The 22,522-nt window shown below is 35.9% G+C and carries 22 protein-coding genes; all 22 read left to right on the top strand.

Annotated elements, in window-relative coordinates:
- On the top strand, window positions 1-82 hold an 82-nt coding region (locus ACTNEP_RS04925; RefSeq protein WP_441160601.1), incomplete at its 5' end, for an IS3 family transposase.
- A 318-nt stretch (window positions 83-400) separates the two neighbouring features.
- Window positions 401-958 carry a ribosome hibernation-promoting factor, HPF/YfiA family gene (gene hpf / locus ACTNEP_RS04920; protein ID WP_441160583.1) on the top strand — a complete coding sequence of 186 codons (558 nt, stop codon included), beginning with the start codon at window positions 401-403 and terminating at the stop codon, window positions 956-958.
- 301 nt (window positions 959-1,259) lie between these two features.
- Window positions 1,260-1,778 carry a hypothetical protein gene (locus ACTNEP_RS04915; RefSeq protein ID WP_441160582.1) on the top strand — a complete coding sequence of 173 codons (519 nt, stop codon included), beginning with the start codon at window positions 1,260-1,262 and terminating at the stop codon, window positions 1,776-1,778.
- A gap of 113 nt (window positions 1,779-1,891) precedes the next feature.
- On the top strand, window positions 1,892-2,920 hold the full coding sequence (locus tag ACTNEP_RS04910; RefSeq protein WP_441160581.1) for a TFIIB-type zinc ribbon-containing protein: 1,029 nt from the start codon (window positions 1,892-1,894) through the stop codon (window positions 2,918-2,920).
- Window positions 2,917-3,684 carry a TPM domain-containing protein gene (locus ACTNEP_RS04905; protein WP_441160580.1) on the top strand — a complete coding sequence of 256 codons (768 nt, stop codon included), beginning with the start codon at window positions 2,917-2,919 and terminating at the stop codon, window positions 3,682-3,684. The genes ACTNEP_RS04910 and ACTNEP_RS04905 overlap by 4 nt, the downstream gene beginning before the upstream one ends.
- Window positions 3,685-3,710: 26 nt before the next feature.
- The gene (locus ACTNEP_RS04900) at window positions 3,711-4,736 is read left to right on the top strand and encodes an SPFH domain-containing protein (protein ID WP_441160599.1); all 1,026 of its coding nucleotides are present in this window, start codon (window positions 3,711-3,713) and stop codon (window positions 4,734-4,736) included.
- 1,182 nt (window positions 4,737-5,918) lie between these two features.
- Window positions 5,919-7,028 (top strand): AAA family ATPase, encoded by a 1,110-nt coding sequence (locus ACTNEP_RS04895; protein WP_441160579.1) that lies wholly within the window; start codon window positions 5,919-5,921, stop codon window positions 7,026-7,028.
- 1 nt (window position 7,029) lies between these two features.
- On the top strand, window positions 7,030-8,256 hold the full coding sequence (locus ACTNEP_RS04890; protein WP_441160578.1) for a CpaF family protein: 1,227 nt from the start codon (window positions 7,030-7,032) through the stop codon (window positions 8,254-8,256).
- 7 nt (window positions 8,257-8,263) lie between these two features.
- Window positions 8,264-9,217 carry a type II secretion system F family protein gene (locus tag ACTNEP_RS04885; protein ID WP_441160577.1) on the top strand — a complete coding sequence of 318 codons (954 nt, stop codon included), beginning with the start codon at window positions 8,264-8,266 and terminating at the stop codon, window positions 9,215-9,217.
- 3 nt (window positions 9,218-9,220) lie between these two features.
- On the top strand, window positions 9,221-10,087 hold the full coding sequence (locus ACTNEP_RS04880; RefSeq protein ID WP_441160576.1) for a type II secretion system F family protein: 867 nt from the start codon (window positions 9,221-9,223) through the stop codon (window positions 10,085-10,087).
- Between the two features lie 37 nt (window positions 10,088-10,124).
- Window positions 10,125-10,295 (top strand): Flp1 family type IVb pilin, encoded by a 171-nt coding sequence (locus ACTNEP_RS04875; RefSeq protein WP_441160575.1) that lies wholly within the window; start codon window positions 10,125-10,127, stop codon window positions 10,293-10,295.
- Window positions 10,296-10,323: 28 nt separating this feature from the next.
- Entirely contained in the window at window positions 10,324-10,962 is a 639-nt protein-coding gene (locus ACTNEP_RS04870) for a TadE/TadG family type IV pilus assembly protein (RefSeq protein ID WP_441160573.1), read from the top strand.
- Between the two features lie 27 nt (window positions 10,963-10,989).
- Complete coding sequence (locus tag ACTNEP_RS04865) at window positions 10,990-13,389, top strand: DUF5702 domain-containing protein (protein ID WP_441160572.1); 2,400 nt, start codon at window positions 10,990-10,992, stop codon at window positions 13,387-13,389.
- A gap of 66 nt (window positions 13,390-13,455) precedes the next feature.
- Window positions 13,456-14,091: a DUF4352 domain-containing protein gene (locus ACTNEP_RS04860; RefSeq protein ID WP_441160571.1), complete on the top strand. Its 636-nt coding sequence runs from the start codon at window positions 13,456-13,458 to the stop codon at window positions 14,089-14,091.
- Between the two features lie 146 nt (window positions 14,092-14,237).
- A complete protein-coding gene (locus tag ACTNEP_RS04855) occupies window positions 14,238-14,876 on the top strand; it encodes a hypothetical protein (RefSeq protein ID WP_441160570.1) in 639 nt (212 codons plus the stop codon).
- 496 nt (window positions 14,877-15,372) lie between these two features.
- A complete protein-coding gene (locus ACTNEP_RS04850) occupies window positions 15,373-15,969 on the top strand; it encodes a TadE/TadG family type IV pilus assembly protein (protein ID WP_441160569.1) in 597 nt (198 codons plus the stop codon).
- An 18-nt stretch (window positions 15,970-15,987) separates the two neighbouring features.
- Window positions 15,988-16,503 (top strand): A24 family peptidase, encoded by a 516-nt coding sequence (locus ACTNEP_RS04845; RefSeq protein ID WP_441160568.1) that lies wholly within the window; start codon window positions 15,988-15,990, stop codon window positions 16,501-16,503.
- A gap of 265 nt (window positions 16,504-16,768) precedes the next feature.
- Window positions 16,769-18,310: a DUF6382 domain-containing protein gene (locus ACTNEP_RS04840; protein WP_441160567.1), complete on the top strand. Its 1,542-nt coding sequence runs from the start codon at window positions 16,769-16,771 to the stop codon at window positions 18,308-18,310.
- A gap of 16 nt (window positions 18,311-18,326) precedes the next feature.
- Window positions 18,327-18,896, top strand: a complete 570-nt coding sequence (locus tag ACTNEP_RS04835) for a hypothetical protein (RefSeq protein ID WP_441160566.1) — start codon at window positions 18,327-18,329, stop codon at window positions 18,894-18,896.
- Between the two features lie 71 nt (window positions 18,897-18,967).
- Window positions 18,968-19,768 carry a PP2C family protein-serine/threonine phosphatase gene (locus ACTNEP_RS04830; protein ID WP_441160565.1) on the top strand — a complete coding sequence of 267 codons (801 nt, stop codon included), beginning with the start codon at window positions 18,968-18,970 and terminating at the stop codon, window positions 19,766-19,768.
- Between the two features lie 27 nt (window positions 19,769-19,795).
- Window positions 19,796-20,560 (top strand): PP2C family protein-serine/threonine phosphatase, encoded by a 765-nt coding sequence (locus ACTNEP_RS04825; RefSeq protein WP_441160564.1) that lies wholly within the window; start codon window positions 19,796-19,798, stop codon window positions 20,558-20,560.
- A gap of 13 nt (window positions 20,561-20,573) precedes the next feature.
- On the top strand, window positions 20,574-22,514 hold the full coding sequence (locus ACTNEP_RS04820) for a protein kinase domain-containing protein (RefSeq protein WP_441160563.1): 1,941 nt from the start codon (window positions 20,574-20,576) through the stop codon (window positions 22,512-22,514).
- Window positions 22,515-22,522: the final 8 nt, after the last annotated feature.

Genomic DNA, 22,522 nt, shown 5'->3' with positions numbered 1-22,522 from the left:
CAACCATGAACGATCAAAGAAAAAATTAGCTGGATTGAGTCCAGTTGAATACCGAACTCAATCCAGCCAATCAGCTTCATAATAAAACTCTAACTTTTAGGGGTAACCACCCAATGAAGTGGTTATTTTTGTTTACCTGATAACTAAGATACATCGCTAACAACACTCCTTCTCGAGCACAATCCTCTACTAAATTTTTTCATTTAACATATCATGTCTGTGCAGGGTTCAGCAATAGAAAGACATAGTCCGTACAAAAATCGACAAAAAGGTAAAATGTTAAAAAAATGTTCAATTTTTCTGAATTTTATTTACATTTTATTCGTTTAACTTTTACAAACTGTGGTATTATAGTTATATAGCTTATTATAGCTTGATAGTTTGAAAGGAGGACACTTTCATGAAGTATAACATTCGAGGGGAAAATATAGAAGTGACCAATGCCATTAAGGAGTATGTCGAGCGCAAAATCGGCAAATTGGAAAGGTATTTTGACACTCCTCCGACTTCTGATGTAAATGTTAATATAAGTGTCTATAATGATGAGCAGCAAATCGAAGTTACCATTCCAATGACAAATTTATTGTTGAGAGCAGAAGAAAATCATGTTGATTTATACGCTGCAATCGATCTTGTTGTTGACAAACTAGAAAGGCAAATTCGTAAGCATAAAACAAAAGTAAACCGTAAGTTCCGTCAGCAAGGTGCGCCCAAGCACGTATTTGCGGAATTGGAAAATGAAGCAACACAATTAAGTGAAGTTGATTTTGAAGATCAAGATATAGAAATTGTAAGGACAAAGCGTTTTGAGTTAAAACCAATGGATTCTGAAGAGGCAGTGTTGCAAATGGATATGTTAGGACACGCATTCTTCGTTTTTGAAAATTCAGATACAGGTAATACTAACGTTGTATATAAACGTCGGGACGGTAAATACGGCCTGATCGAACCAAATTAAAATACTTAATATATAAACCCGTTTCAGTAAAATGGAAACGGGTTTTTTAATTGAAAATACACATGTAACTATGTTTAAGCAGCTTACGTATCTCTCCACCAGTCAGTCTTAAAAGAGCGCATGTTATCTCAGTCATCCATAAAAAAAGAAAACACAAAAGTTACTTATTTGGTATACTAAGAACATATAAAGGAAACCTATTAATTTTGGATGCTAGTATTTCAATCCCAGAAAAGGAAAAATTGCTATTTTGAAACAAAATTCCCATTTGTAACGTATAGTAAAGAAAGAGGTGATAAGTGTGGGCTTTTTTAAACGGGCAAAGAGAATTCTAAAAAGTAACATAAAAACAGAAAAGAATCCTCTTCATAAAATGCAGAAAGACTTTGATCAGATAATGCGTGAACTAAAGGCAAAAGTAGATACAGCAGAGGCAAAGCTTCACCAACTTGAACAACAGATCCTCGAACAACAAAGCAAGGTTCAAAAATTGACGAAATATGAACGAAAAGCAACAGAACAAGGTGAAACGAATACATTTGCCCTACAAAAACAGCAGGCATTTAACGAAATTCATGCTTTAGAAACCAAAAAAATAGATTTAGCAGCAGAAGCGAAAGAACTAAATGATGCCTATCAGAGATTAAAGCAAAGGCAAGAAAATCAATCAGCGTATCTGCAAGTGATGAAAACGGAAGCAAAGGGAAATCAACAATTAGCAGCTTCTGTAAGCGCAGCTGAAAAATATGAAGAGCAAGTGCGTAAAGAACTAGCAGAAGCGGAAGCATTGTTAGAACTGCGGAAGGATTCGCTACAATAAGATGACACAGAACCCATTAGCAAATAGAAGGAGATAAAGAAAATAGACGCTTGCTCTTTAGTGTTAGCCATCTCCTTCGTTACTTTACTTACAATTAAATAGAGGTGAGAAAGATGTTAGTACATTATAAATGTTCAGGTTGCGGTGCAGATATGGCTTTTGACAGTGAAACAGGACATCTTTCCTGTGACAGCTGTGGCAGACAGGAGCATATTGATACATATGAGGACGTTAATATTACTCAAACATTTGAAGAGAATGAGGCAAAAGAGTACCATTGCGAAAACTGTGGAGCTGTCGTTTTGACAGAACCAGATACAACTGCAACTTCCTGCAGTTTCTGTGGAGCAGGGGTTGTGTTGGCAGATCGCTTATCTGGAGATTTAGCCCCGACGAAAGTGATCCCTTTTACCATTAGTAAAGAAGAAGCTATGCAAGCATTCAAAAAATGGTGTAAAAATGGCAGATTAACACCTAAAGGATTTATGACAGCAGACCGAGTCAAAGGCATTACTGGTATATATGTACCGTTCTGGATCTATGATCTAGAAAATGATGTGGAAGTAGAGGCAACTGCAACAAAGGTGAGAACGTATCAAAGAGGAGACTATCGTTATACCGAAACGCGTTATTATAATGTGTATCGAGATATTGATTTAAGTTATTTGAAGGTGCCAGTAGATGCTTCAGAAAAACTGGATGATGCCTTAATGGATAAACTGGAGCCTTATAATTACAATGATTTTAAAGAATTTAAAACACCATATTTAGCAGGTTATTTAGCAGAAAAATATAACTATACGGACAAAGAATTATTTGGGAGAGTAAAAGACAAGATTAAGACTTTCATAGATTCCTATGTATCTTCCACAATTACCGGTTATTCAACTGTCCAGTATAAACAAAAAAATATTCATACAAAGCAAAAAAATAGCTATTATGTATTATTACCTGTTTGGATGGTGTATTATGACTTTGATAAACAAGAGCATACTTTTGCAATGAATGGCCAAACAGGAAAAATCGTTGGTAAACCACCGTTAAGCTATAGTAAGGCTGCCATCTGGTTTTCAGGTATAGCAGGTGGAACATTTATCGTGTTGAAAAGCATTGCTTTGTTGTTGGGTGGTGATCTTCTGTGAAAAAGGTCTTAAGTAGCTTTTATCTCTTACTATTATTTTCCTTATTGTTGTTTACCCCTGTGATGGCGGAAGAACAATATATTTATGATAATGCCAACATTTTCTCCGATGCAGAAAAAGCAGAACTTGAACAACTGGCAGCGGAGTATAGAGGGGAAAATGAAACGGATTTTCTTATTCTAACAGCTGATGATCTAGAAAATAAAAATGCGACGGAGTATGCAGATGATTTCTATGACGAAGTTGCTCCGGGATACGATCAAGCACAGGGTGCTACAGTGATATTAACAATCGATATGGAAAATCGCGAGGTTGATTTAGGTGGTTATGGAGATGTGCAAGAGTATTTATCAGATGAACGACTGACTCAAATCCGGGAATATATTACTCCTGCATTATCAGAAGGGAACTATGTCAAAGCAGCTCAACAATTCTTTGACAAAGTCGAACAATACCTTGGCGTAAATCCTTATATAAATCCAGATAGTATTTTTTTAAAGACATGGTTTCAATTAGTGGTAGCAGTCCTGATCGGTGCAGTTGTTGTTGGATCGATGATATTTAATATGGGTGGCAGGGTCACTGTCAATCATCAAACATATATGGACCCTCAAAATTCAAGAGTTGTAAAGAAACGAGATACGTATATTAGGAAGTCTGTAAGAAAAACGAAAATTCAGAAAAATAATAGCCGTAGTGGTGGCGGAAGTGGTGGAATGACTAGCGGTGGTCATTCGCGTACTGGAAGCCGTGGCGGATTTTAAAATTAGTGAAAGGATCTGATAGTATGATGAGTTTTTTTAAAGGACAACTAGCTAACGTTGTGGAATGGGAAGAGTTCAGAGACGACATGATTTTTTGGAAATGGAATAATCGTGAAATTAAAAAAGGAAGTAAGTTAATTATTAAAGCAGGTCAGGATGCTGTGTTTTTTGATCATGGAAAAATTGAAGGAGTGTTTAAGGAGCCTGGTCAATATGAGATTGAATCAGAAATCATTCCTTTCTTATCTACGCTAAAAGGCTATAAGTTTGGTTTTAACAGTGGTATGCGAGTGGAGCTATTATTTGTTAATACGAAGGAATTTACTGTAAAGTGGGGAACCAAAAATGCAATCAATATCCCGACACCACAGTTACCAGGTGGCTTGCCAATTCGAGCAAACGGAACATTTAACTTTAAAGTAACGGACTATTTAAAACTAATTGAAAATATTGCAGGTATGAAGGACAGCTACTTAGTAAAGGACGTCCACTTGAGGATTATCCCCAACCTTGATCAGCTGTTAATGAAATGGATTACCAAAGAAGGCAAGGATATATTTAACCTTCAAGCGAATTCATTTGAAATAGGAGCAGGAATCCGTGAAGACCTTGATATGCTCGTGAATAAAGATGGCTTTGAAATTACAGGCTTTAATATTATGAGTTTCAGTAATCCAGATGAGATCCAGGACATGATTAACAAGACAGCTTCACACAGCATGATTGGTGATATGAACCGGTACAAGGAAGTTGCAATGACAGATGCAATTGCCTCTGGGAAATCAGAAGGAGGCAACTCAGCTACCGATATGGCTGGCATGATGATGGGGATGAATATGGCTCAGGAAATGATGAAAGGGATGAATCAAAACCAATCGTCCAATCAACAACAAGCACAGCCACAACAACAGAGTCAGCAAGCGCAGCAACAGCCACAACAGAATCAATCAGCACAGTCACAATCAGGAGCTATTCCAAACTTTTGTCCAAATTGCGGAAGCAAAACAGCAGGTATGAATTTTTGTGGGAATTGTGGTCATAAATTAGCATAAATAGAAACGGAACTGTTTGATAAACGATCGTACTATTGTTTGTCGGCAGTTCCTTTTTTAAAGACAATGCCTTACCTAAGCGTCAAAAAACATTTTACGAGTCACTCGATATAGTAGAACGCTCTAATCACCCCCTTCTATTAATACTTCCTGTTCATCGATTTGCATCCGTTTATTTCAGTTCACTCACTCCAAATACTACATTTATGAATCTAGTCTTTTACAAAAGAACTGATCATTATTGAAAAATTTTTTCAGAAAGTCCACAAACAGCCATTTCCAAGTAACGAAGGGGATTCACTCCGGAAAAAAATAGTTCTTTTTAACTAAAAAGTCAATAGATTCATAGTTATAAACTCCTCTTTTTGTTTACACCTATTTAATATTTGGTTTTTTGCTGTTTTTATGACGATATATGGCGCTGTGTCACATAATAGCACTATTTTTATCTGAATAATACAGCTTTTTTGCAGAAAATGAAAAATAGATTCTGTCTACAATTAGAAGATAAAATGATCTTCATCTCAGTAATCACAAAGGTTAGAAGTATCTAAACAAGGAATATTGGACTATTAAAAAAACGTTTTCATTTATGTTTAAGTGCTTTTGGAGTTAGCAGAGATTAAGAAATTCAGATTAAAAATCAGGATAATAGCATGAATCCAATAAAATATAAAAAATCTCACCTTTAAATAGCTCGAATTCAAGGTATTCAAACATTCTCAAAAGTGAACCAAATTGCTTAATAAACAAACTTTGTCAGGATATGTCGAGGAAAATAATGGTTCTTTTTGTTTATCCCTTCCAATCCCTTGCACAGAGGTATATTGATTTGTTTTTGTTGTGAATAGGATTTTTAATATAGTTCATTATAACTAATAAAAAAATTTTTATGAAACTTATGGATTAGATGGAAATGATTTCATTTTCCTATAGAAATTATATAGATATGTGGTTAAATAAACTTTAGTTGAAGGAAGCTTGCATTTTGTGGAATTTTATCCAACAAATTTATTAATTCAAAAGTGTTACATCATCAATGATTGGTTGGATGTTTGGAAGGAAGTCGAAAAATGAATTTACACATGAAAATAACAATCTTATTAGCAGCATTGGCGCTAGTATTTATAATAGGTGGAATGCTAAAAATTTTAGGTCTTTTTTAAAAAGGGGGGAGAAACGATGAAGAAATTACGTCTTGTTTTATTTGATCTTGATATTGAGTACATAGAATTGTTTGCAAATTATATTAGGACTTCCGAATATGCAACACGTTTTGATGTTAAATTGTTTTCCAGGTTCGACAGTTTACAAGAATATTTAAAAAGTGGTGAACGAACCGATATTTTGTTGCTGTCTTCTGAAGATCTGCAACTTGAACCAGAAACAAAATCGGTAGGAACGTTACTTCATCTGGTTAATGATATGAAACAAGAACCTAATAAACAAGAATTATTTAAATTCCAACCGTTGAGTCAATTAATATCACGAGTATTATCGTCTCATTACGAACAAGGTGACAAACAAACCAAAATAGAAAAACCACAGAATGGAAACACCCATGTTATTTCGCTATTTTCAGCAGCTGGAGGAACAGGTAAAACAACAACAGCCTTTCATTTAGCAAATCAAATGAAAGAAAATGGACTAAATGTATTTTATTTAAATTTGGAATTAGTGAATACAAGTCCACTACTTTTTGACGTTGAGAACCTTTCTTCTTCCTCTCCACTTTTGTATTATCTAAAAACAAATGCGGAACAACTACCATCTAAAATGAAGGAATTGATAGTGGTTGATCAGGATACAGCTGTTCCTTTCTTTTACTTTATCCCGAGTGCGGAAGAAATGCTCGATTTAAGTGAAAAGGAAATCGAATTGTTACTAGATAGTCTTGTGAGTATGGAAGAGTTTGATTATATCGTTGTCGATTTAGAAAGCACGATAAATCCTATCGTTCTTACCGCGTTAAAAAAATCCGACCATGTTCTATGGCTTCTTGCGAATGATATGTACAGTTTTCATAAAACTGGCTATCTATTAGAGGAGTTACACGGGTTTGTCAATGATGGATCTTTTAGTAGCAGAGTTCAATTAGTACTCAATAAATATACAGGCTCGATTGATCCAACGCTTTCCGAAACAGGAATAGAAATCGATCATTTTCTTCCATATATACCTGAGTGGAAGCAGTTAGTAGATAAAAAACAACTTGATAACCAAGTGTTTCAAGAGTACATTCAACAACTCATTCATTCTTTTAATAGAGTAGTACCAGAGGTAGGTGGATGAGATGGAACTGAACGATACTTTAACAGAATCCATTATCACTCATGTGCGTGAGATGTTAAATGAAAGACAGACTATGGAAGACGAGGCTTTGCATGAGTACATTGAACACTATGTCTTTCAACAGGCCAATCAGCATAGGCTGACGTCTAAGCAAATGAAATGGTTGATCGATAGAACGTATAATGCTTTTCGAGGATTAGATGTACTTCAGCCTTTAATAGATGATCCTTCGATTACAGAAGTAATGATTAATAATTATGATGAAATCTTTATTGAGCAGGATGGAGAGATTTTCAAGAGTGATGTTCAGTTTGAAAGCTCTGAAAAATTAGAAGACATTATTCAAATGATTGTCGGGAGAGTGAACCGTACCGTAAACGCATCGTCTCCAATTGTCGATGCACGTCTACAGGACGGTTCCAGGGTTAATGTCGTCTTACCACCAATTGCGCTCAAAGGCCCGACCATGACCATTCGGAAATTCCCGGAAAGACCTTTAACGATCGAAGATTTAATAGAAAAAAATTCTATTACTGAAGAAGTAGCAGACTTTCTCGAAAAATTGGTTCAAGCTAAATACAACATTTTTATCAGTGGTGGTACTGGTTCAGGAAAAACAACCTTTTTAAATCTGTTATCCAATTTTATCCCGAAGTCAGAAAGGATTATAACGATCGAGGATTCAGCTGAGTTGCAGATCAAGAGTGTACCAAACCTTGTCAGCATGGAGACGAGAAATGCGAACACAGAAGGAAAAGGTGAAATTACAATGAGAGATTTAATCAAATCTTCATTGCGGATGCGTCCTGACCGTATTGTTGTCGGAGAGGTTCGAGGTGTAGAAGCATTGGACATGCTGCAGGCAATGAACACAGGGCATGATGGTTCGCTTTCCACAGGACACGCTAACTCCACACAGGACATGCTCAGCAGATTGGAAACAATGGTGTTAAGTGGAGCAAATTTTCCAATCCCGGTAATTCGCCAGCAAATAAGCTCTGCTATCGATATTATGGTTCATCTTTCTAGATTACGAGATCATTCAAGAAAAGTTGTTGCCATTAGTGAGGTGTTAGGTGTGGAAGATGGAGAAGTCCAACTTTCACCAATGTATGAATTCATCGAGGAAGGTGAAGGCCCAGCTGGTAAAGTAGTAGGATCTTTAAAACGGACAGATGCCATGTTACAGAACAGGCTCAAATTGGAAATGTCAGGAATCAAGCTGTGAATAGGGGGTGAGTACGATCGAAATTTTTATTATAGCTACGATCGTAGTGGCGATATTGGTTGTTGTATTTATTATTCTTGATCGTAGAAAGAATAAGGACAAGGAAGAATTACAAGAACAGGTCCAACAAGCGAAAAGAGAAAAACAGCAAACAAAGGCAAATAAACCTAAAAAGAATAAGAAAGTGGCGGAACCCGCTTTCAATGAACACGGTATGACCAATTACAATACCTATCAATTTAGTAGTCATGAATTTTTATTATGGGCTATCGTCGGATGTGGCATCTTATTTACGATTGGATTTGTTTTTTACCAAAATGTAATTCTAGCAGCATTATTCAGTCTTGTCGGACTATATTTCCCAAAAATGAGAAAAAAACAAATCATTCAAAAGCGGAAAGCAGAGCTAAGCCGCCAATTTCAGCAGGCGCTTTTCTCCTTATCTTCTTCTCTGATAGCGGGGAGATCGATTGAGAATGCATTTAAAGAAGTAACCAATGACTTATATTTACTTTATCCAGGAAAACAAACGATGATTATTCAGGAATTTGAGCATATTAACAAACGTCTTGAAAACCGGGAACCAATTGAAAAATTACTGAAGGAATTTAGTGAAAGAGCAGGAATCGAGGATATTTCTAACTTCACGGATGTATTCGTAACTTGTAAACGAACTGGTGGAGATTTGGTAGAAGTGATCAGGAGAACTGCCAATATGATTAGTGAGAAATTCGAAATCCAACAGGAAATATCAGTAATGATTGCACAAAAGCGTTTTGAATCTAATGCATTGGTTCTCATACCAATTGGCATTGTTGCCTTGTTAACTTACTTTTCCGGAGACTATATGGAGCCGTTATATAAGTGGTCAGAGTTAGGTCCGATTGTCATGACCTTTTGTTTAGGCTTGCTTGCTCTTTCATTTTGGATTTGTCAACGAATTATGAATATTGAGGTGTAGGAGATGCTGATTAGTGCAATATTTAGCTGTTTTGCTGTCGGATTGGTTGTAATATCGTTTGTTTTTGCCGGCTCCAAATACAAATTATTTATCGATGAAAACAAGGCAGACTTCCAGTTTTTATTTATGGCTCCTGCAGCTTTATGGTTAATTGACCGGACAAGGCTGATGGAACGGCTATCCTCACAAATAACAGCCGTTCAACACAAAGTAGCCATTCTATACTCGGCTGGTAAGCAGGTACCACAATATACCAAAATGTTTCTTGCCCAAATGATTTCAGTAGTATTGCTTTGTTTGGCAGGAGGAAGTCTGTTTGCTGTTTTAAATGGTGGTGATAAACGATTCGTTTTTTTAGCAATTGTACTGGCTGTTATTATCCCACTCGTTTCGGTGAGAAGCCTAGATGAGAAAATGAAAAAACGAAAACAGGATATTATCATTGAGTTGCCAGAATTCGCAAGTAAGATTGCGCTCTTAGTTAATGCTGGTGAAACCGTTCAGCAGGCCATTATCCGATGTACAATGATGAAAGCTGATCATGATCATCCATTATATAGAGAACTGAATGATGCGGTCACCAAAATCAAAAACGGAGATTCATTTAGTGGCGTTATGGAGGATTTCAGTAAACGTTGCGCTGTTCAAGAAGTCTCTGTTTTTACCACTACTATACTATTAAATTATAAACGTGGTGGTAATCAACTAGCTTTATCATTACGAGAATTATCAAGAGACTTATGGGAGAAACGTAAAGCAATCTCTAGAAAACGAGGTGAAGAAGCATCTTCTAAACTCGTATTCCCAATGGTGCTAATTTTTATTGCCGTACTCATTATTATCGCATATCCTGCGTTAAGAATTTTTTAAGTATTTCAACATAATCCCTTTAAAGGAGGTGAGAAACATGCAGGCATTTTTCGCAAAACTATGGACAGAAGAAGATGGTCTAGGAACTTTAGAGCTATTATTAATTGTTGCCGTACTTGTTGCAGTTGCAATTCTTTTCGGACAACAGATTATTCAATGGGTACAAGATATCATTGGAGGAATTGATGTAACTCCACCATCACCATAATAATTATGTGAAGAAGGGGGACTTTGTTATGTTCCTTTCGCTAAGTAACAAGTGGAAGAAGTTCCAAAAGGACGAAAAAGGGATGTTCACTATTGAAGCATCCCTAGTCTTCCCGGTTATATTTCTATCTACAATTGCGCTAATATTGTTTAGCCTTGTTATTTATGAAAAAGTAGTGATCTATCAAAAGGCTCAGATAATCGCTGAGCGGACTGCCTTTACATGGGATAACAGTCAGAAGGACTTTACAACTGGAGCATTTGAAGAAAATCAATACACTACCATGGATGGTGGAGATGGACTTTATTGGCGCAGTAACTATATAGGAGAAGAGTTGATCCGAAAGATATTTAACTATCGAATGACAGGTAGTAAAAGATCTCAAAAAGAACAACGGGCTAATACAGAAGGTAGTGCCATGTATACAAGTGGAGATGTGAGCATTACTACAAATGGAGCGTTAGGCTTTAATAACAAAGTAACAGTTGAAGTTTCAGGGAATTTAAAGTTTCCTGACTTTATTGGAGAATTTTTTGGGAATGCAGTCAATGACGAATTTAAGGCAGAAGCCACTGCTTCGCTGAAGGATCCTGTTGAACTAATTAGAACAACAGATTTTATTGTGCATTATGGTAAAGAGATCATCGGGGCTGTGGTAGATCGTTAGCTATGAAGGTAAATTAGAGGTGAGTGTATGAGGCGATTTTTATATAAATTAAAGCATGATACAAAAGGTGCTGTCACCATCTTCTTTTTATTAATTATTGCAGTGGTTTTTGCTTTCAATGCTGTACTGATAGACTATGCAAGAATTATGTCTGCAGAACAGCAAGCAGAATACGCTGTTCAAAGTGCTGTTCGTTCTGCCATGGCCGGATATGAAAATGACTTAAGAGAATATGGACTCTTTGGTATTGATGGAAGCACTGTTGGATCAGACTTTGAGGATCTTTTGAAAGCGAATGTTGAAGCTACTTCTAATGATGACACCTTTAACTTTACTAATCCTCAGGTAGAAAGTGCGGAGATTAATTTTTCACGAGCTTTGGCTAATCCAGAAATATTGGAGCACCAAATATTAGAAGAGATGAAGTATAAGGCCCCTGTTGAGGTTGTAAAAGAATTAATAGAAAAGTTTTCGTTTTTAACTACAGCTTTGAAAGAAACATCAGCATTTATTGACACTGCAGAGAAGATCCAAGAAGACTTCGAGGATAGAGAAGAACTATTGGATGAGGTGGAGGGTGAATATGAAACTCTTCAAAGCAAAATTGCTCTTTTTAAAAAGAATTTAACATATGACAATTACAGTACTTATCCAGATGTGAATTATTTTTCTGATGTTGTTTATCATTATTCTACATATAGTCAAACTGATAGTAAAATAAGTGAATTAGAAAGTGAAAATGAGTTTATTGAGGCTAATAATAAAGCTACTCAAGAACAATTAAAAGAAATGCGTAAAGAATTAGAGGAACTAGAAGATGATTTAGAAAAGGTTAAATCAGGTAAAGAAATTGACCCACCTAAAACTGTCGAAGAACTGGAAGAAGAAATAGAAGAGCTAGAAGAAGAGATTAAGAGGAAAGAAAATCTAATAGAGAATAATGATCAGAACTTTGCTGATAATAAAGCTGAAATAGAGCGGTTAGAAGATGATAGTAAGGATTTTAAAGAACAAGCTGAAGAAAAAGCATCGGAAATGTATACATTAGCAAATGACATTGTAGATTTTTTGAATAATATAAGAGAAAGTATCGAAGAAGCGAAGAAATTAAATGAGAATATAGCCAATGCTATAAATGATGCTAATGATGAAGCAGATGCAAACTATGGAAATGCTGAGCGTTATGCGGAAGCTCCGAGAGGTGGTATAGATACTGGGTCTGTAGAAGACGTGGCAAATGCTATTGCCGAAACAAGTGCTAAGCTTGATGAGTATCCTTACGAAACGGAATTCTTTGATCATATACTTGAAGTAACAGACGAAGCTATTACTAATGTAGAAAATTTACCCGATTTGTTTGATGCATTGGAGTCCAACATAGATCTCTCCAGTACAGAAGCGTTACGACAAGTTAGAGATGATGCACTAGATATGATAAATACAGGTGCAACAAACGTTGATTCGGGTGCAAATAAACTGGAAAATGATCGAAAAGAATTTGAAGAAAATGATGAAAAATCGATGGAAGAACATAAAGAAGAAGCGGAAGAATCAAAAGGAGAAGCAGAAGGTGATTTTGGAGATATTGAAAATATAATCAATTCTGCTATGGAAGATGAAGAGATGTATGAAGAACTGCAAGAATTAGTTAATCAATATAATGAGTTTGTAGAAGGTTTCGACGGAGATATTCCTGAATTAGATTTTAGTGGGGATGCTGGTGAAAGTGGTAAAAGTGCGATGGATATAGTGGATTCCATCTTTAGTGGAATAGGGAATATACTTAGAACTTCAAGAGATAAATTATATATTAATGAATATATATTATTGCATTTTGAGAGTGCAGAACCAACAGGTATTACCAATACGGATGATTTTTTATTTAAGAATCGGGAAGTGGAGTATATTCTATATGGGCAACATGCATCTGGTATGAACTATTCTATGGCGTTAGGTCAACTTTTTGCTGTTCGATTTGCTATAAGGTTTATCGATGCCTTTATGCAAACAGAAGTTCGAGCCGCAGGTCACCCTCTTGCTGTATTTATAGCAGCGGTAGCGTATTCTCTAAAACATTCGATTCGAGATACAAACAACCTCGCAAAATCAAATGGGGTACCATTAATTAATAGTGATATAACGCCGGTTCGAGCACTTAAGGTAGTATATAAAGATTATTTACGTTTGTTCCTGTTTATTAATCCAAGTGGTGATGCTCGCTTAAGAAGGATTATGGCAGTAATTGAAAAAAATACTGGAATAAACCTTGCAGAACGTCAGACATATGTTCAAGGAAATGTTAGTGCTTCAGAAAGGCTTATTTTTGTACCTCAAATTGCAGATACACTAAACCTTGTTGGAGCGCTTGATGGACACTCAGAAGGCGGTAAATTCGTTTTTGAAAAAGAAGCACATTTCTCTTATTAAGTATAATAAGGATAGAGGAAGAATAGTCATAATTTATGAATAATTTTACACAAAGGAGAATGAACCATGAAGAAGTTTCACGTAAGTTTGATAGGATTTCTATTATTGATTGTAATGGTTGCTTGTAGTTCCAATGATGAAAGTAACCAAGAGCAAAATGATAATGCTAATGACAATGAACCAGTTCAAGAAGATACAGAAACAAACCCAACAGATACAGAAGAGGAATCGAATGAACCTGAAGATGAAAATGAAGGTAATGTGGAAGATCCTAGTAATAATGAATATTTAAGTTTAGGAGAAACTGGTGAAGTTACTGGTATTTTAGGAAACTATGAAATAACGGTAAATTCTTTTGAGATTCTTGATGAAATCGAAGGCGAACCATCACTGATGGAAGTACTTGTCTTAGTTAATTTTGAAGTAACCAATATCGATGATGAACCAATCGTGGGTAAGGATATATATAATGGAATGTTGTTTGATGATGATGATACAAGCCAAGAAAACCTTTATGATTTTGAATCAATAAAAATGTTGACAGAAGAAGAGATCCAGCCTGGCGAAACCGTGGAAGCACAAATGCTTTTTGATCAAAACAATTCGGATTATTATGAGTTAGTTTTCAATTTTGGAGCACTAGAATCAAATGCAACGATTTTAACTTGGCGTTTCGATGCTGAGGAAGCAAGTAATAATTAAAGAATGAGTAGGGAGAGTAATCTCTCCCTAAAAGAGATCTTATCAGTAGCTGTTAGGAGATACATGTATCTCCAAGTTTATGAACCTAACTAATTTATGATGGATCAATATGCTATTAGTTCTTTAATACAAAAGGAGAGTTTAACATGAAAAAGTATTTATACGTATTTGCATGTCTTTTAGCAGTATTATTTTTAGCAGCATGTAATTCTGAAGACACAGATAATGGCGAAGAAAATGAGGAACCACCTGCAGAAGAAGCGACAGCAACAGAGGAGATTGAAGCTGAAGATGAAGAGTCAGAAGACATAACAGAAAGTTCTGAGACAGATGATTCGGTATCGACAGGAAGTGATATGGAAGAGGTTAAAGAAGTAGCGCTTGAACGCTTTCCTGACAACGTAAGAATCGGAGAAAAGCTAGAATTTGAAAGAAATGATCTTGGACATGATCATGTTAATCAAATCGTCAATTCATTTAAACTAGTTGAGGAAATTGATGGAATAAAACCAGAAAATGATTATTTCTTGATAGCCAATATCACAATTGAAAACTTAATTGATGATTTTGCATATGGGTTAGATTTTCTAATGCCAATTGTATACGATGATAGTTCAACTACTTTTCGGATAGAATCCGGTGAATTGGAGGAAGAATTTGTTGACGAAGGTGATGGTATATCAACAGGTAATATAATTGTGGATGTTGATGATTCCGATTATTATCGTATTCTTGTAGATGGCGGAGAATTTATACTATTCCGTGATGAAGCGACTGAAGAGTAAATAGAATACATAGATCGAGTGACTTCAGATAGAGGATATCTACGGTCAAACCCGCAAATAAATGAATGTATATTCTGGACAAAGAAGTTTAAGAATTATGTTTACTTTCTAATGTGAAAAAGCGAATAGGTAAACAGAGGATAGTTAATCTAACCATTGAATACTTCATATAAGATTATGCCTATGTAATTGATTTTGTAAAGTCTTCCGCTAGGAATGAGAACTACCAAACGTTCGGTAAAGAAAATGGTGAGCTCGAGCAAGAGTTAGTAGATGAAGGTAATGGAGTAAGTACAGGGAATGTCATTTATGATGTGGAAGATTCAGATTTCTATCGCATTTCGTTGCCAGGTGACTATGAATTTATGCTGTTCCCTGACGAAGCAGAAAATGCCGATGAATTAGAATTATAAAAAGTATCTGAATTTATTGAAAATATGGTGAGATATTTTCATCACACTTACTGAAAAAGACTGACTACTTAGGAGGTGAAGCAATGAAGCGGTTTGTCAGGAAAGAAGATGGAAGCATTACGTTGGAAGCAGCACTTGTAATGCCATTCTTTATTCTATTTTTAGTTTTTCTAATGTATATGATCAAGTTCGCACTGGTAGAAATTGCAATAAACCGAGCAACCTCTGAGGCTACTAAGCAGGTGGCAACGCAGTTATATCCAGCAGAGGTTGTCGTCGATGAGGTGCATACAGCTGCATCAGGAACAGACATTTACCAAGACTTAGTCCCAGGTATACAGGAAAATATTGAACTTATTGAAGAATCAGTAAAAGAGACGCTTGGTGAAGAAAATTACAATACGATTAAAGGCAGGGCCGGTGCTGTCCTTGATGAAGCTAGTGCCGCTGTCTTCACCTCTGTTGTAAATATGTATTTAGAAAAGGAAGAAGAGATGAATATTGTGGATAGAGATAATGTCAAGGTTACCTCAGCAGTTCTTCCTAATATTTTTAGTAGTAGTGGTAATAAGTATGTAGAAATCACCACTCAATATGAATTAGATTTACCAATACCATTTATAGATGAACCTTTTATTATTGAGAAACATTCCAAGGAAAGAGCATGGGTTGGCTCATAGGAAAGGAAATTGTTTAATATGTATCTGAATTTTTACATTTTATTTATCTATCTTTTAATTGCATTCTACACAGATGTACGTTATAGCAAAATACCAAATTGGCTAACCATCAGTGGTGTTTTAGTTGGAGTGTTATATCATGTCGCTACAGGGCTGGTTGGCGGTCTTATTTTTACCTTATTGGGGCTTGTTGTAAGTACATTTGTCCTTATCTTATTATATCTTTTCAAAGCATTAAGTGCTGGAGATGTGAAACTATTCGCTGGTATCGGTGCAATCACAGGAATGGAATTCTCACTATACAGTATCCTTTATTCAGTAATTATGGCAGGACTAATTAGTTTGATTATTTTAATAATCTTTAAACTACCACCATTAAAGATACTTGTCTATCATCTTTATTACCGAATTTTAACGTTATTTAAAAAGGAACCGAAGCATGATCGTGAAAGTTTTATGGAATTAAAAATTAAGCAATTTCCTTTCATGTATGCAGTTATTCCGGGAGTTCTTATTACACTGTCCTATTTTTAATTACAAAGTAATCGATAAGTGAAAGGTGAAGAGGACAACCCTCTTCACAAGTAGGTATTTGTAATAACATTTTATTATTACTTTTCTATATATGCAGGCATGTATGGGAAGGTAATAATAGGATGTGAAGAAATGAAGGAGAAGTAACGTATGAAGCAAACGGTAGAGAAGATTCATGAGGTGAGAGAGGAAACAGAAGAATGTATACGAGATGAATGAAAGCCAGAACAAATAATGGATCTGAATTTTAAGTGGGGTGAATAATATGAGTGAAAAAATATATGGATTAACATGTGATTTTGAACAGCAACAAGGACACTTTATGACATTATTTCGTGAGGAACCTACTCCTATACATAGTGATGAGTTAGCAAAAATTCAGGTAAACATGATAAAGGCAAACAGTATTGATCATGTTTTACCACTAGAAGTTCAGGAAATCGATTTTTATGTCAAGTTTTATTATGACATTTCTTCAAAAAAGATGCTTTCTCATTATGTGAGGGAAAATGCAATCACGATGCATGAATTGTATGAGTTGTTATATGAAATTGGTTCTGTCATTAAATCGAGCAAGGAATTTATGTTAGATGAACAACAATATGTCTTGCATGAAGAGTTTATTTTTGTAGGAGAAAGTATCAAAGAACTTTATTTAACTTACATACCTTTAAAAGAAATCAAGCAAAAACCAGATCTTCATCAAGAATTTAGAGAGTTGTTTTTCCGACTGGTTGGCTCTGTAACAGAATTATCTGGTGATGGAGTACAGAAATTAACAAGTTATTTAAATGGCTCTAATTTTCAATTAGATGACCTATTAAAAAGGCTGGATTCCTTACGTAAAAACAATGTATCTCGACAGCCTGCTCCTCCACCAAAGCCGGTTGATATGCCAGCAAAAATTGAGAAAAAACGAATTGATTATGCAAAACCAACGGTGGCAAGTAGCAATAAACAGAATAAAAACAGTCAAAGTAAGTCAGCACCAAAAAATACACCTGTAAAAACAGAAAGGAAAGTGAAGAAAAAAGAACCAGTTATTCAGGTTGAAGAAGAAATAATGGAAGAGACAACGGAAAGAAAAGCTCCTAGTCCAATAATTGTTGGTTGTTTAGCTTTACTTGGAATAGCAATTATCTGGAGAATGTATATGTCTTTTCCGAATGAAGGTGTTTTCTATATTTCCATTGGATTATCATTAGCTGTTTTAGCTGCATGTTATTATTTCTTGATGGTCTATCCGAAGGCAACGAAAAAGGTAAAACCAACAGAAAAATCGAATAAAAATAAGGTGCATTCAAATCTTAAAAAAGAGAAAAAAGTTACGGCTAGCCAAGGTATTAGTCCAAGACAAGTTGATAGTCTTGAAAACAGTTCACTGAGAAAACAAGAAAAACCTGAAGTAAATAGTGCTAACTATTTTCAAAATCTGAATATGGAAACAACGCTCTTATCGCAACCAGATTCCACCGTAGCTCTGGATAATAGCATACAAGCAGTGGATACAATAGCCTATCTGGATGTTGATCGAAATGGAGAAATTGAAACGATTCCGCTTAACAGCGAATCCTTTATTATAGGCAGACAAAATGAAGGTGTTAACTATGTAGAGGATTCTATTGGGATTTCTAGGGCACACTTAGAAATAATCAATAATGGTACATCCTTTACTGTCAAAGATTTAGGATCTAAAAACGGCAGTAAACTGAATGAAGAGCGAATGGTAGCTTATAAAAGCTATCCATTGAAGGATGGCGATCAGCTCAAAATGGCTAAAGTTACCTATACTTTTCATAATAAATAAAAAAATGAGGGATTAGATGAAACGATTTCGATTAACCTTTATTGGTTTGTTAGTATCACTTGCATTAATAGCATGTAGCTCGGAAGAAGAAAGCAATCAAGCTATTGATGAAAACAGTGAAGTGAGTCAAGAGAATGATGAAGAAACAGTTGAAGCGGAGGATAAGGAAGTCCTAAGCTTAGGAGAAACTGGTGAAGTAACAGGCATTCTAGGAAACTATGAAATAACGGTAAATTCTTTTGAGATTCTTGATGAAATCGAAGGCGAACCATCACTGATGGAAGTACTTGTCTTAGTTAATTTTGAAGTAACCAATATCGATGATGTACCAATCGTGGGTAAGGATATATATAATGGAATGTTGTTTGATGATGATGATACAAGCCAAGAAAACCTTTATGATTTTGAATCAATAAAAATGTTGACAGAAGAAGAGATCCAGCCTGGCGAAACCGTAGAAGCGCAAATGCTTTTTGATCAAAACAATTCGGATTATTATGAGTTAGTTTTCAATTTTGGAGCACTAGAATCCAATGCAACCATTTTAACTTGGCGTTTCGATGCTGACGAAGCAAGTAACGAATAATAACCTTACATACCTATACATAAATCTGATTGCTATACATTATCGAAACTTTTAAAAAAGGATTTAATCACATGTTACGAAAAAAAGAAAAATGGCGTTTTGGAGTGTCTACCCATAAAGGGTCTGTGAGAGAACACAACGAGGATAATGCATATCTCAATACAATGAAGGATCGAAAAGGCAATCATTTACTAGTAGCTGTCGTAGCAGACGGCATGGGTGGGTATTATGCTGGTGATGTTGCTAGTAGTATCGTGATTGCAAAAATTGATGAATGGTATCGAAGGAAAGCCTCCATTTGTTTACCATTACCATATCCATTGGCAAAAATCGAGCTAGAGATGGAGCAAGTGTTACAAGAAGTGAATCAAACCTTGCTTGAGCAAGGAAAAAAACAAGGGAAGCGAATGGGTTCTACAGCTTCGATTCTCTTTCTTTATAATGATAGCTATCTAATTGTCCATGTAGGTGACAGTCGCATATACAAGATTACTAAATTGGAAGAAATGAAATATAGTATCAATCAGTTGACAGAAGATCATTCCTGGGTGATGGATCAAGTAAGGAAAAATCTGCTGACCATAGAAGAAGCAGAACTTCATCCACAGAAAAATATACTGATGCAATGCCTTGGTGTAAATGAACATTTTTCCCCTTTTGTAAAGGTAGGTAAATATACTCAAAATGACCTTTTTTTCCTTTGTAGTGATGGTTTTTACAATATTTATCCAAGTGAAGAACTATTAGATAATTTGCAAGATTGTGAATCAGACAAGCTTCCATTCCAATCTATTACCGACTACCTGGTAGAGGATGCTGATAATAAAGGAGCAACAGATAATATTACTGCATCTCTTGTTGCACCAAAATGATTAAAGAAGAGAGGGTGGCTAATCCCAGTGCCTTTTATTACTGCTTACCATACCGAAAAAGGAAATACGAAACCAATAAACCAAGATGCATTAATGATCCAAGCTGCAAGAAGTAAGCAAGGGTCAATCGGCTTGTTTGTTGTTTGTGACGGAATGGGCGGGCTGAACCAAGGGGAGGTTGCAAGTTCTACCATTATCGAACAATTGTCAGAATGGTTCAAGCACACATTGCCAATCCTTCTAGATTCAGCCGAGTTAGAGGATCTACCATTATATTTTGTAGAAAAAATAGAAGCTATTAATCAAGATCTCATAGAAAAAAGTCAACTGCAGAAAATACAGATGGGTTCAACACTTACGGCCATTTTGGTATTAGACCAGCAATACTTCACTTTCCAGGTAGGTGACAGTAGAGCATATGCTGTAGGGCAACAGATTACCCAGTTAACCAAGGATCAGTCATTGGTAGCCAGAGAAATAGAAAGAGGCATGATAACAGAGCAGGATGCACTAACACATCCCCAACGTCACGTTCTGTTGCAATGTATTGGTGTCCAATCTGATATAGAAGTAGCAACCACCAGTGGGATGTTAGCAGATGGTGAGCAGCTTTTACTTTGTACAGATGGCTTTTACAAAACTTTAGCCCCAGAAGAAATATTTCAAGTGATGAGTCCCGATACCTCGCTAGACAAGACTGAAATGGAGGAAAATTTGAAGTTGTTAAGTCAGACTGCTAAAAGTCGAGAGGAGACAGATGATATTACCGCATTGTTAGTACAACCTTTATGAAAGGAGGAAGAAGATGCTGGAGAGTGGTGTCGTCATTGATGGCAGATATGAGATATTGAAGGAAATTGGCCGAGGCGGGATGAGTATTGTTTATCTCGCGATGGACAATCGATTGAAAAAATCATTAGTCGTGAAAGATATTCGCAAGCGCAAGAGTAATAACCATGAAATTTTACTAAATAGTCTTGTTGTTGAAGCGAATATGCTCAAAAAATTAGAACACCCTGCTTTGCCGCGAATCTATGACATTATTGAATCGAAAAATGGTATTTATGTGGTGATGGACTACATTGAAGGCGAATCACTTAAAGAAAAACTAGAACGTGAGCATCGTGTTGGGCCAGATGAAGTAATTGAATGGGCGAAACAGATCACCAATGTACTTGGTTATCTTCATAGCAGGGAGCCGCACCCGATCATCTACCGAGATATGAAACCAGACAATCTTATGCTGACGCCAGATGACAAAATCAAGCTAATTGACTTTGGGATTGCTAGAGAATATAAAACAGAAAATTCAACGGATACTACTAATCTAGGAACGAAAACCTACGCAGCTCCGGAACAGATTGCCGGTAAACAAACAGATAAACGAACGGATATTTATAGTTTAGGTGTTACGCTATATCATCTTGTCACTGGCAAAACATTGAATGAACCACCTTTTGAAATTAGACCCATTCGTACATGGGATCCTTCACTCCCTGAAGGGCTAGAATATATTATTCAGCGTTGTACTCAGGTAGAGCCAGAAGATCGCTACCAAGAGACAGAAGAGCTATATGCAGATCTTTTTCAAATTGATAAATTAACAAAAGGCTATAAGAAGCAGCTAATTAAAAAGCTATCATACTTTCTCATCCCAGCGATACTTTTTCTTACCTTTACTACAACCGCGGCTTTTGGCTATACAGGCATGCAAAAAGAACAGTTTCAGGATTATGTCCGTTTATTAAATGACGCCAATATCGCATTAATTGACGGGCGGGAAACAGAAGCTATTTCCCTTTTGGAAAATGCCATATCTGTTGATAATTCAAGGGCTGAAGCATATAACCGTCTCCTTGACCTATATATTAACAGGGGTGATACAGAAACAGGTCTGTCTACTATAGAAACGCACATCGATGATGGCTACGGTAGATTGGATCAAAACAACGAAGTGTTATTTAAAGTTGGGATGACTTATTTTGATGTGGCAAGAGATTATAATGCCGCCCTTCACTATTTCCGGCAAATAGATGAAGAAGCGTTACCAGATGCTAGATATTACAAAACGCTCGCTACGCAGATGAGTCAGTTAGATATTGATTATGATCAATTTGTAGCAGAACTTGATAGCTTTGAACAATATAACGATAGTTTAGCCAATAATAGTAGAAAGTTAGAAAATTATAATGCATTGGCAAACATTTATCTGTCCTATAAGGGTCAAATAGAAGATGCCAATTCAAAGGCGATCAGTATTTTACTAAAGGCACAAGATATGTTTGCTTTGCTTGATGATCAAAATGTTCAGATGCAATTTGAACAGAACTTTCAACGGAAACTAGCACAGGCATATTTCAGTCGCGGGATTTTGGAAGATAATAACGCAAATGCAAGAGATGATTTCTATGCAGCGATTGATCATTATAACGAATTGCTTGGTCAAGATGTCTCCGACCAGGAAAGTATTATGATTGCGATAGGAAATGCCTATCAAGAAATGGGAGAATATGATGATGCTATTAACCAGTATCGGTTGGTAATTGATCAATATTCACAATCTATCAACGCTTATGTAAAGCTGATTAATTTACTCATTGATATCGAGCAGGAAAAAGAAGTCTCTGACCGTAACTTTAAGAAAACAATGGATTTATATGAAGAACTATTGGAAATCGAACATGCAAAGGATAACCCAGAAGTAGAAAAACTAGAACGTAGATTACAGAATAATTCCGTTATATAGGAGGGGTG

The organism is Gracilibacillus sp. HCP3S3_G5_2 (assembly GCF_052063305.1).
Taxonomy (GTDB): Bacteria; Bacillota; Bacilli; order Bacillales; family Amphibacillaceae; genus Gracilibacillus.
Note: the sequence above shows the minus strand (reverse complement) of the source record. Positions and strands in the feature narration are given on the sequence as shown.

Bases quoted from the DNA above. Each gene is read 5' to 3' on its own strand.
- ACTNEP_RS04850 (WP_441160569.1), top strand. From the start codon at position 15,373: ATGAAGCGGTTTGTCAGGAAAGAAGATGGAAGCATTACGTTGGAAGCA.
- ACTNEP_RS04830 (WP_441160565.1), top strand. From the start codon at position 18,968: ATGTTACGAAAAAAAGAAAAATGGCGTTTTGGAGTGTCTACCCATAAA.
- ACTNEP_RS04860 (WP_441160571.1), top strand. From the start codon at position 13,456: ATGAAGAAGTTTCACGTAAGTTTGATAGGATTTCTATTATTGATTGTA.
- ACTNEP_RS04855 (WP_441160570.1), top strand. From the start codon at position 14,238: ATGAAAAAGTATTTATACGTATTTGCATGTCTTTTAGCAGTATTATTT.
- ACTNEP_RS04865 (WP_441160572.1), top strand. From the start codon at position 10,990: ATGAGGCGATTTTTATATAAATTAAAGCATGATACAAAAGGTGCTGTC.
- ACTNEP_RS04870 (WP_441160573.1), top strand. From the start codon at position 10,324: ATGTTCCTTTCGCTAAGTAACAAGTGGAAGAAGTTCCAAAAGGACGAA.
- ACTNEP_RS04900 (WP_441160599.1), top strand. From the start codon at position 3,711: ATGAGTTTTTTTAAAGGACAACTAGCTAACGTTGTGGAATGGGAAGAG.
- ACTNEP_RS04890 (WP_441160578.1), top strand. From the start codon at position 7,030: ATGGAACTGAACGATACTTTAACAGAATCCATTATCACTCATGTGCGT.
- hpf (WP_441160583.1), top strand. From the start codon at position 401: ATGAAGTATAACATTCGAGGGGAAAATATAGAAGTGACCAATGCCATT.
- ACTNEP_RS04845 (WP_441160568.1), top strand. From the start codon at position 15,988: ATGTATCTGAATTTTTACATTTTATTTATCTATCTTTTAATTGCATTC.
- ACTNEP_RS04835 (WP_441160566.1), top strand. From the start codon at position 18,327: ATGAAACGATTTCGATTAACCTTTATTGGTTTGTTAGTATCACTTGCA.
- ACTNEP_RS04840 (WP_441160567.1), top strand. From the start codon at position 16,769: ATGAGTGAAAAAATATATGGATTAACATGTGATTTTGAACAGCAACAA.
- ACTNEP_RS04880 (WP_441160576.1), top strand. From the start codon at position 9,221: ATGCTGATTAGTGCAATATTTAGCTGTTTTGCTGTCGGATTGGTTGTA.
- ACTNEP_RS04895 (WP_441160579.1), top strand. From the start codon at position 5,919: ATGAAGAAATTACGTCTTGTTTTATTTGATCTTGATATTGAGTACATA.
- ACTNEP_RS04910 (WP_441160581.1), top strand. From the start codon at position 1,892: ATGTTAGTACATTATAAATGTTCAGGTTGCGGTGCAGATATGGCTTTT.
- ACTNEP_RS04875 (WP_441160575.1), top strand. From the start codon at position 10,125: ATGCAGGCATTTTTCGCAAAACTATGGACAGAAGAAGATGGTCTAGGA.
- ACTNEP_RS04820 (WP_441160563.1), top strand. From the start codon at position 20,574: ATGCTGGAGAGTGGTGTCGTCATTGATGGCAGATATGAGATATTGAAG.